This is a genomic window from Ruminococcus flavefaciens (genome assembly GCF_900108555.1).
Classification (GTDB): domain Bacteria; phylum Bacillota; class Clostridia; order Oscillospirales; family Ruminococcaceae; genus Ruminococcus; species Ruminococcus flavefaciens_P.
This window is the reverse complement of the sequence record NZ_FNWV01000027.1, coordinates 1-9,187: the sequence shown is the minus strand read 5'-3', so window position 1 is coordinate 9,187 and position 9,187 is coordinate 1. Positions and strand designations below refer to the sequence as shown.

The window sequence follows — 9,187 nt, the reverse complement described above, 5'->3', positions numbered from 1 at the left end:
AAATAAAAGGTTGGCAATCAAGAAATAAAAGGTTGGTAATCGGAAATAAAAGGTTGGCAATTGAATCCGAAATAGTGCTATTTTACGTTGTTTCAGATATCCGAAATCAACTTTTAAATCATATATTAAATCACTTTTAAATCAATCTATCAATCAATACACGATACATACTTTACAACGTGTATTGATTTCTATTAACAGACAGATTGACCGATAGATAATAAGAAGGGAATAACAGTGAACATATTAGAAAGGAAAAAGGCAGGTTGTATAACCTACCTTTAATCCTCATAATGTCCTTTACAGCTTGCGATCCATAAGTTTCCGTCAACAATATTGTATACAAGCCTGTTACCATGATCAATGTGTCTGCTCCAGCCTTTACGATAACGCAGCGGCTCTGGATGTCCGATGCCTTGTGAAAGTCCATTACGTTCTATGTCCTTTATCAGCTCATTGATCTTCTTGACTATCTTTTTATCAGTTTGCTGCCAATACAAGTATTCGTCCCATGCTATATCCGACCAAAGTTTATTCATCTTCTTCAACCTCGATCAGATCATGCTGCTTTCCTTGATTTGCCTCTAACTGTTCAAAGGCTCTGTCTATTTTTGCAAGATATTCTGCATTTCTTACTGCTTTTGTAAGTGCGTTATACTGTTCAAGTGACATTAAAACTACGTTTTTTTCATTTTTACGGGTAACTATAACGGTTTCAGCGTCATCGGTTGCCTTGTCGCAGTAGCTTTTTAAATTGTCTCTCATGGTCGAGTAATTAACTGCTAACATAAAATCACTCCTTTGTACAATATATTGTACTGTTTCTTGTACAACTATATTATAGCATTTTTCTTATTATTTGTCAATAGCGGTTAGTTTATTTATAAACTAACGTGTCATACCATAGTAATGATCTTGCTCTTGCTCATGCTCTTCTTCCTTTTTCATTTCCTCACGGATATTCAGGACTATATCACGAACTTCTTTTGAGAGCACTCCTCTATTCTGCATATTTTTTATAAAGTCTTTTTGCTCAGGCGATAAATTGTCATCCTCACACATTTCTTCTGCAAATTGTTGTGCTCCTTTTAATCTTGTCATTGTTACATCTGATAGCTCCCCCTTTTTTAGCTCATATTTTAAGTGATTGGATATATAGGCAATTACTCTTATAGCTTTGTATAATGAATTTTTGAGGGATGCAGCAGATTGTTTCAAGCTTCTGTTTTCTCCTTGTATTTTTTGTATATCGTCTTCTAACCTTGTAACTTCCTTTTTATGCTCTAAATCGCTGTTTTTTAGTTCTTTAAGATATCGTTCAGCTTTATCGTCAGCAATGATGATTTGATTTTCTACATATCTGACTCTGTCTTTTAATTCTTTTACAGTGTTATTGATATCTTTCTGTTCCATATACAGGCGATCAGCATTTCTTTTTATCATATCTGCATTAGCTTGCTTATTTTTTGCATTAAAAAGTATAGCGTCTGCTTCTTTTTTCTTTTTCAATGCAGCTTCAAACACTTCCTGTCTTTGCTTTTCAAGCCCATTCTTTATATATTCAACGCTTTTTTCAGCTTCATTTAGCCTTTTTTCTCTTTCATCAAGATCTGAACTCCGCTCATCTGCAAGCTTTATCTTATCATAATTTGCAACATAAGCAGCGGATTGTTCCTGTATCTTATCAAAATCAGCCTTGTCCATTACTACAGTATCATTTTTTCCAAAATGACCAGCCTTTACCTTAATTTTCTGAGATAAATCCTCTTTGTCAACTTTCAGATCTCGATACTGCTGATATTCTGTTCGCAGCTGCTCTATATCCTTTTCAGACTGAACCTTTGTCTCAGACAGCTGCTTAATGTCCTCTACAAGAGCTTCTTTCTGCTGCGCTCTCCATTGCCATGTTTCTTGCCTCCTGCGCTTTGTGAAAGGCTGAGAGGGGATAAGGTGTACATATTCATTAGCAAGGATCTCTACACGTTCACGCTGCTGTGATAACCATTTCCGGTAAGGTGTTTCCTTATAACTATCATTTTCTCCGTCTTTAGCCTTTGTTTTACGGTCATATCCGAGCTTTTTCATAGCTCCGTCTATACTGACCTTGACAGTCAGACCGCGGCTGCTCTCAGCCACAGGAAGGAAGTCAATATGAATATGAGGGGTACCGTCTTTTATTTCGTCCATGTGTATGGTAGCAGAGAATACTTTAAGTGAAGGATTATATTTAAGCCAATTCTTATAAGCCCTGGTCAAGAACTGTTTGTGAATAGAATCGGCTTTTTCTTGTCCGACAAGCTTTATCAGCTCCATGTAGTTCTCATGATCTCCCATTTGCATGATACATTCCTGAGCGTGTCCCTTATACTTGTTATAGTAATCATCTACCGAAGTCATACGATCAGGATGCTTCTCCCTGTTCTTTTCATTGTACTGGTCTATCGCTGCGCCAAATGTTTTCTGAAAGAAATCACGCAGTTCAGTATGAGTCAGCCTTTCATTCAGATGAGAGCGATCTGATTGAATGTGACCGTCAGTATTCCATTTATTAGCATCGTACTCTCTCAGGTTATGCTTGAGGGAATACTTTTTGCCGACGTGCATACTTGCCTTTGCTTCAATATTATACTTCATTGCCGCAACTCCTTTCTGCCACCGAAGGTGGCACTACACATATCCATTATAGCACTTGCAAAGAGGTACGTCAAGAAGATATGTGTAACTCAATGGCACTTTGGGAAACCCCAAAGCGCATTGAGCTCTCCGAGGGCAAGGGGAGACCCCCTTGACTCCCTTAAAAACCACATTGAAAAAAGAAAATATAGGGTGCATTTCGTATGATCGTAGCTGCGTTTGCACCCTATATTTATCGTGTACAATATAATAATAGAATCTCATTCATACAAAAAGTCACTTGTTATAGAAGCCTTATATGTATCAAAGTTCCAATGCTAAGATTTTTCAGTAATGAAATTTGCTCAATTACTTTATTAAGATATGGACTTGAAGCCAGCTTATAAGCGTATTCTGGTTCAGTATTTTGGTGTTGGGAGCGGAGCTTATGCCTTTGAATATCGTTCTGTTGCTGATACTTTTCCATGCTGCATATATCATTGTTCGGTGGTACATAGACGGCTACAAAGAAGCAAGAGGGCTGCGTTAACGGCTTGATAAACGATAGGATTTAGCGGACTATGAGTAATGAATAAAGCCGGAGATCAAATCTGTCCAAAAGCAGATAAGTATTTTTGAATATATGATTAAGAAATATATCCATTTTGCGCTAAAAAACTGCATTTCACGCAATATCATTGATTTATGCTGTTTTTTATGATATAATTTATATGCTGCTTAATATGCAGTGAAAACAATACTTTTATTTAGTCGCAGTAATTATTAACTCTTTCAATTTACTAAAAGATCTTTTATTCTATTCGCTTTTCAATTTCACGGTATTGTTTATTTTTTTGTACAGGAGGGGTGAAACTGTTGCAAAAACTCAGCTGCAAGTTATTGCAACACAAAATCTATGATCGCAGCAAAAATGATATTAGGAAAAATGGAGGAAAAAATGTTAAAAAAAATTCTTTCTACATTAACTGCAGTTGCAGTTACAATTTTTGTGTCATCTGGCAGTTTGCAAACATTAGCAAATGAATTTAGAGCAAATGCGGCAGAAACCGAAATAATATATGGTGATGTAAATGATGATAAAAAAGTGGATATATTTGATGTAACATTAATTAAAAAGGAAATTATTGATCCAGGCTCTACCAATATTAATCTTACAGCAGCTGATGTTAATATTGATGGTATAGTTGATATAAAAGATGCTAATGAGATACAAGATTATTTACTTGGTATTACTAAAGGTTTTACAGGAAGTGTAAAAAAAGCTTTTAGCAATATAAATCGAACATTTATTACAGAAAACATAAATGGGGAAGCTGTATTCGGTGATGAAACACAAATTACAAAAGATATGGCAAATCTTGCTGAAATTCTCAATTCACCTGCTGCGGTGTTTCTATATGTTCTAAATAATATCAAAACTGAATTTTATTATGGTTCGCGAAAGGGTGCTGTAGGAACATTTGAGGAAGGTGGAGGAAACGATTATGATCAAGCCAGTCTTCTTATTGCAATGCTACGTTATTTAGGTTATAATGCATATTATGCTGTTGGGGATGTTGTTTTTTCTGATGATGAACTTATTAATATGACCGCTGCTTCTAACATAGAATCTGCTAAGAAGATCTTTACGTCATGTGGAAAAATACTTACTCCTTATGAAACAGGAGGATATCTTACCGAACAAGTTATGGTATATCTAATTGTAGATGAAGAAAACGACACCGTAATAGATCCAAGTTTTAAATATTACTCTAAAAAAATAAATTCTATAGATTTTAGTGATATTATGACTAAATTAGATACACAATATAGTCTTTCAGATTCAACATTAGAAATGTATGATGTTTCAAATAAATTAGAATCTCAATATAACTCAACGGATTGGCTAACTACTTTTCAGCAATATGAGATAATCCAGCAAAATATAGACAATTATATGATTCATTATATTCCAAGTAATCAATTTGAAATTGAAACGTCTCTTCTAAATTCTCAATCTGATATGATAACGTTTTCTTTAGGGAATATGAAAATATATCAAAAGAAAACATGTTGCTTATATGGAAAAGATATCACTCTTGAATATGAATTTACAGAAGATGCATCATTGGCTATGGATGTATATTTCAATTTTGATAGTATTGATGACTTAACTCAAAATTTAGGTACATATACTCAACAAGCACAAATTCATGGTGTTTTAAAGGTGGATGGTGAAACTAAAGCATATAATACAGATTCCTATTTACTTGGCGAAAAAGAAATGCTTCAGATTGATATCACTTCTTCAGGTAAAACACGGACTATTACTAAAGAATTGACAGTAGGTGCATTATATAGCATAACACTTGATTATCAAATCATTTCACCTTATGAAATAGCAGACGGATATGCTAAACTTCCTCAAACTTCAATTGAACAAAAGAATCTTAATGAGTCAAATATATATGGTTCGAGAGATATGATGAATACATTGTCTCTTTTAGGTAAATCATATTTTTCTCAATTAGACACTAATAATGCAATACTTGCAAGTTTTGCCGATATGCGTTATGAGCGTGAGTTAAGTGTTGCTATCGTTGATTTTACACCACATATATACAATCAGGTTGGTTCATCTCCAAGATTGTATAAAGAAGGAACTATTAATATTGATGTATTAGATAACAAAACTATTTTCGTAAGCTTAAAAAATGACACAGAAGAAGAAGAAAAAATAAAGCACTCAACAGGTTATATATCATCGTTCTGTGAAAGCGAAGTAATAAAACAATTTACAGGTATGCAAACTGTATCTACTGCTGAAGTTTTAAAACAAGCCACTGAACATGATATAGATATACTTTATTTATCTAAAGCTAATATTAATCAACTTGAATTGAGCAAATTAAGTGATCAAAATAAAGCTGACATTACTAAATATATCAATGAGGGAAAATATATTACCGTCCCAAATGAAGAAATTACTATTGGAGCATGGAGTGGAACGGGTTATATTGTGTATGATCCTTCAACGGGAACAAACGCTTATATTATAAATAATAATTTAGGTAATAATATTAATGGTGGAGGTTTATGTTCTTGGGTAGGATTATCATTTTTATGTAATATAATAGCGACTGTTATTGAATGTACTTGGGCTTTTCATTTGATAATGCTTGGTGCAACTATCTTTGGAACGGGTTTGATTCTTTTGACAGGCGGTTTGGCCTTAATTCCATTATTGATTTCAGCTGCTGGATTAGGTGTACTTATTGCAGGTGGTTTTTATTTAAGGAATATTGAAGAACGACTATATGAGACAAGAATATTAATGGATTTATATATGGATGGCAATGAAGAAGCTGGGAAATCTATTACGAAAAATGGATATAAACATTTAGAATGGACAGCCGCTATAGAAATAGCATCACCTGCTATTGGATTTTTATTTAAATCAGTTAGTTCTGCATTTGCTAAAACTAATATAGGTAAAAAGGCTTTGGGAGCCAGTGGCAAATATCTTATGGATGGATTTGCTAATTCAAAATTTGGCATAGTAGGAGCCTTAGATTTATTAAATTCGATTAGCTCTAAATATGCGGGAATGTTATGTGATTTTCTTGTTGAATATGGTAATCCAATAGCTAAAAATGCCATCGAAACGTATTATGGAGGCGGAAAAATAGCGGTTGAAGAACGACTTGATGATTTAAAAGGAAGCGATGCAAAACACATTACAAAATACGACAATATCGATATTAATAATTTAGCAGCTAATAATCCAACAAAACTAAAGAGCATAATAAGTGATATTCGTCAAACGGGTGGTTCTCCTGTAGAAATACCTGCAGAAGCGGATGCTAATGCCATAGCTAAAACAATGAATAAAGGGTATCAACAGATAAAATATCGTTGGTCAGAGGGTATATATAACTTTGAGGCACGTTGGCATACTGAAACACCTGGTGCAATGAAGTATGAACGAGGAACAACATGGGTAGTAACACGAACAATTCCTGGAACACCAAAAGGGCAAGAACGTGTTACAGAATATTTAGTGGGTGATACTTGGATTCATGAAGATATATGGACAGCTGCTGAAAAAGCTAACATTGCAGGAACAGCAACTCAAGAACAAATGGATATGCTCGAAGCTGGACATTGGTTAGCAAAGTGAGGGTGATATTATTATGAACGAAAGTTACTATAAAGGCCATGAAGGCGACGAAGAAATCTGTTTTAGGTTGTTCATTAACGCAGAAGAAATTGAAAGCATAGGAATATGGGGAGGATATTTTTCTACAATAATTAAATTAATTCCTCCTAAAAAGGAGGGATGGATTGGTTTTCCATACTATTATCATTTAAATATTGGTTGGTATGATAAGGAAAACTGGATTGTTCCTGATATAAATTTATTCTATGAACAACTACAGAAAATAGACGAAAATATGCTTGAATATAAAGAAGACAAGGAAGTGCTTTGTCTTATCCGTTCAATATTTAAGAAGGCTAAAGAATCATGTGGACATATAACAATCAGTAGCTACTAAAATAAACTTTTCGATATTACATAGCAACAAATGAAAAGCAGCTTTCCCTTACGCTCGAATTAATTCGGGCAGGGAAAGCTGTTTTTTGTATGTCAATGAAGGACAAAACACATAGAAATGGTACAATTATGACCGCAGCTGAGATATAAGGCTAAACACCGTTTCTAAAGTTGCATCAAATAAGAATTAAACGAAACTTTATGCTCTTGTTCCCTATTTGACGGCTTATCATTTTTTGCTACGGTGAAAAAGTCTGCTCCAGATCGTTGACTTTGTTGCGCTCGTTGCCGCTGCCGTTTCAAGTTCTGTTATTCTTGCGGTGAGTTGCTCCTGAGCCTGTTCCTTTTTTCGATTTTCAGCTTTCAGCTCTTGTAACTGCTCTGAGAGTTCCTTAATCTGATCTTGTGCTGCCGTCGGTTGTTCCTCTGCCATTGAGGTCTCGTTCTGAGCTTGTGACTCTTGCTTGTCCTGTAACGCTTGAATTGTTCCAGCGTGTAGAGCTTGTGCTGCCGTCAGCTTGTCGTTGAGCTGTAAGAGTTGTGCATCTTTGGCTTTCAATTGCTCCAGAAGACTTGCTATTTGCTTGTCTTTTTCGACGAGTTGTTCTGCTAATATATCAAGCGTTTTACTTTCGTTTCCTTTCTTAATTTCTTTCTCTCGCTTTCCTTTCGCGGAGTAGTATATTTTCATCGATTCTACGTCATTTTCCGTAAGCAAGTACCCTGCTTTCTTTCCTTTCGCTTCGCTTTCGCTTTCCTTTCGTACCCCGTTGCGCTTGCACCAACTCCGCAGGGCTTGCTCTGATACTTCAAGTTCCCTTGAAAGTTCTTTTATGTTCATGGCTGTTCACCTCGCTGCTTATCTCGCTCCGATTGTATCATAGTATAAAAATAGCTGTATCGGTTCTTTATGGTTGTGCGCTCTGATATTGCCTTGAATCGTGTATACTGCTCCAGCAAGAAATGATATTTTGCAAAAACAGATCCCATTTCATGTGGTGGCAGTTCCATTGTATTGACTATGGTTACAAGACTTTCAATTTCGGTTGCTGTAAATTCGTCATCACAAGCACCTGAGAAAAAAGCAGTGCTTTCGTTCTGCTCAGTTTCGGTATCGAATAATTCAAGTTGTGGCTCTTTGGCGGCTCCGCTTTGCTCCTCCGACTGTTCCATAAATTCAAATAATGAAAGTTGATCTACATAATCATTGTTTTTGCTGATATAAAAGATAATAGTTAGCCACTTGCCGCCTGTTCCTGTCTTTCCTCGCTCGTAGGTATAATAAATATCTGTTGTCTCTTTTAGTGCCTGTTGGCAGCTGTCAAGCACTTTCGCCTTGAATCTGTCCCATCTTGTATAGTTTACACCTAACAGTTCCTGCAGTTTCTTTACTTCTATTTCTCGTTTGCCTATTGTTTCATACTGCTTTAGTATTTCGTACATTCTTATTTGACTGGGAGCTTTCAAACGCAGAGCATTCCAAAGCTCATACTTAAAATACCTGTCTTTAAAATCAAACATCAAAGGCAGAGCTGCATTTGTTGCATTAATTTCCACATACCAGTTGCCACTGCCGTCTTGATCGACATCAAAAGTTTCAAACAGATTAACGCCTTTAAAGCCGCCGTTTTCCTTTGGCAGAAATACTTGTGACTTTAAAACACTGCTTGCGCTTGCCTTTAGTTGTGCTATATTTAGCTTTCCAAAGTTCATTATGCGCTGAAAGTCCGATAAAGGAAATCTAACAATCCTTGTATTCTTATCGTATGGATTTATTTTTGATAGATAGATTGAGAACAGACGCAGCTCTTGTGTTGTATGCAGCGTTGTTCTTAGCTCGTTTAATACGTTTCTTTTTTCAACTATTGCAGTTTCAAATATTTCTGACATCAGGAATCACCTCTTTCACCAGTATACCACCACTTTACAACCTTGTCAAGCATTTGGTTGTTAATTGAAAATAAAAGGTTGGCAATCAAGAAATAAAAGGTTGGTAATCGGAAATAAAAGGTTGGCAAT

At 35.4% G+C, this 9,187-nt stretch carries 8 protein-coding genes; 3 read left to right on the top strand and 5 right to left on the bottom strand.

What is annotated here, in order from left to right; all coding sequences use genetic code 11:
* Positions 1-281: 281 nt before the first annotated feature.
* From BLW60_RS16040 to BLW60_RS16030, 3 genes are all read right to left on the bottom strand, one after another.
* The gene (locus tag BLW60_RS16040; protein WP_074719175.1) at positions 282-539 is read right to left on the bottom strand and encodes a Txe/YoeB family addiction module toxin; all 258 of its coding nucleotides are present in this window, start codon (positions 537-539) and stop codon (positions 282-284) included.
* Positions 532-789, bottom strand: coding sequence for a type II toxin-antitoxin system Phd/YefM family antitoxin (locus tag BLW60_RS16035; RefSeq protein ID WP_074719173.1), 258 nt, complete (start codon positions 787-789; stop codon positions 532-534). The genes BLW60_RS16040 and BLW60_RS16035 overlap by 8 nt, the downstream gene beginning before the upstream one ends.
* A gap of 99 nt (positions 790-888) precedes the next feature.
* Positions 889-2,313: a hypothetical protein gene (locus tag BLW60_RS16030; protein WP_175460965.1), complete on the bottom strand. Its 1,425-nt coding sequence runs from the start codon at positions 2,311-2,313 to the stop codon at positions 889-891.
* A gap of 748 nt (positions 2,314-3,061) precedes the next feature.
* On the opposite strand from BLW60_RS16030, the gene BLW60_RS17245 reads away from it, so the two are divergent.
* The 3 genes from BLW60_RS17245 (at position 3,062) to BLW60_RS16020 (ending at position 7,169) form a co-directional block, all read left to right on the top strand.
* Complete coding sequence (locus BLW60_RS17245; RefSeq protein ID WP_242872907.1) at positions 3,062-3,163, top strand: DUF6040 family protein; 102 nt, start codon at positions 3,062-3,064, stop codon at positions 3,161-3,163.
* 366 nt (positions 3,164-3,529) lie between these two features.
* Entirely contained in the window at positions 3,530-6,793 is a 3,264-nt protein-coding gene (locus BLW60_RS16025) for a dockerin type I domain-containing protein (RefSeq protein WP_139283449.1), read from the top strand.
* A 13-nt stretch (positions 6,794-6,806) separates the two neighbouring features.
* Positions 6,807-7,169, top strand: coding sequence for a hypothetical protein (locus BLW60_RS16020; RefSeq protein WP_074719167.1), 363 nt, complete (start codon positions 6,807-6,809; stop codon positions 7,167-7,169).
* Between the two features lie 228 nt (positions 7,170-7,397).
* Here the strand turns inward: BLW60_RS16020 and BLW60_RS16015 are convergent, their stop codons facing one another.
* Together BLW60_RS16015 and BLW60_RS16010 are read right to left on the bottom strand one after the other, a co-directional pair.
* On the bottom strand, positions 7,398-8,009 hold the full coding sequence (locus BLW60_RS16015; RefSeq protein ID WP_074719165.1) for a hypothetical protein: 612 nt from the start codon (positions 8,007-8,009) through the stop codon (positions 7,398-7,400).
* Positions 8,006-9,058: a replication initiation protein gene (locus BLW60_RS16010; RefSeq protein WP_074719163.1), complete on the bottom strand. Its 1,053-nt coding sequence runs from the start codon at positions 9,056-9,058 to the stop codon at positions 8,006-8,008. The genes BLW60_RS16015 and BLW60_RS16010 overlap by 4 nt, the downstream gene beginning before the upstream one ends.
* Positions 9,059-9,187: the final 129 nt, after the last annotated feature.

Excerpts from the sequence above, each read along its gene's own strand:
- BLW60_RS16010 (WP_074719163.1), bottom strand. The coding sequence starts at position 9,058 with ATGTCAGAAATATTTGAAACTGCAATAGTTGAAAAAAGAAACGTATTA.
- BLW60_RS16015 (WP_074719165.1), bottom strand. The coding sequence starts at position 8,009 with ATGAACATAAAAGAACTTTCAAGGGAACTTGAAGTATCAGAGCAAGCC.
- BLW60_RS16030 (WP_175460965.1), bottom strand. The coding sequence starts at position 2,313 with ATGGAGCTGATAAAGCTTGTCGGACAAGAAAAAGCCGATTCTATTCAC.
- BLW60_RS17245 (WP_242872907.1), top strand. The coding sequence starts at position 3,062 with ATGCCTTTGAATATCGTTCTGTTGCTGATACTTTTCCATGCTGCATAT.
- BLW60_RS16040 (WP_074719175.1), bottom strand. The coding sequence starts at position 539 with ATGAATAAACTTTGGTCGGATATAGCATGGGACGAATACTTGTATTGG.
- BLW60_RS16025 (WP_139283449.1), top strand. The coding sequence starts at position 3,530 with ATGATCGCAGCAAAAATGATATTAGGAAAAATGGAGGAAAAAATGTTA.
- BLW60_RS16035 (WP_074719173.1), bottom strand. The coding sequence starts at position 789 with ATGTTAGCAGTTAATTACTCGACCATGAGAGACAATTTAAAAAGCTAC.
- BLW60_RS16020 (WP_074719167.1), top strand. The coding sequence starts at position 6,807 with ATGAACGAAAGTTACTATAAAGGCCATGAAGGCGACGAAGAAATCTGT.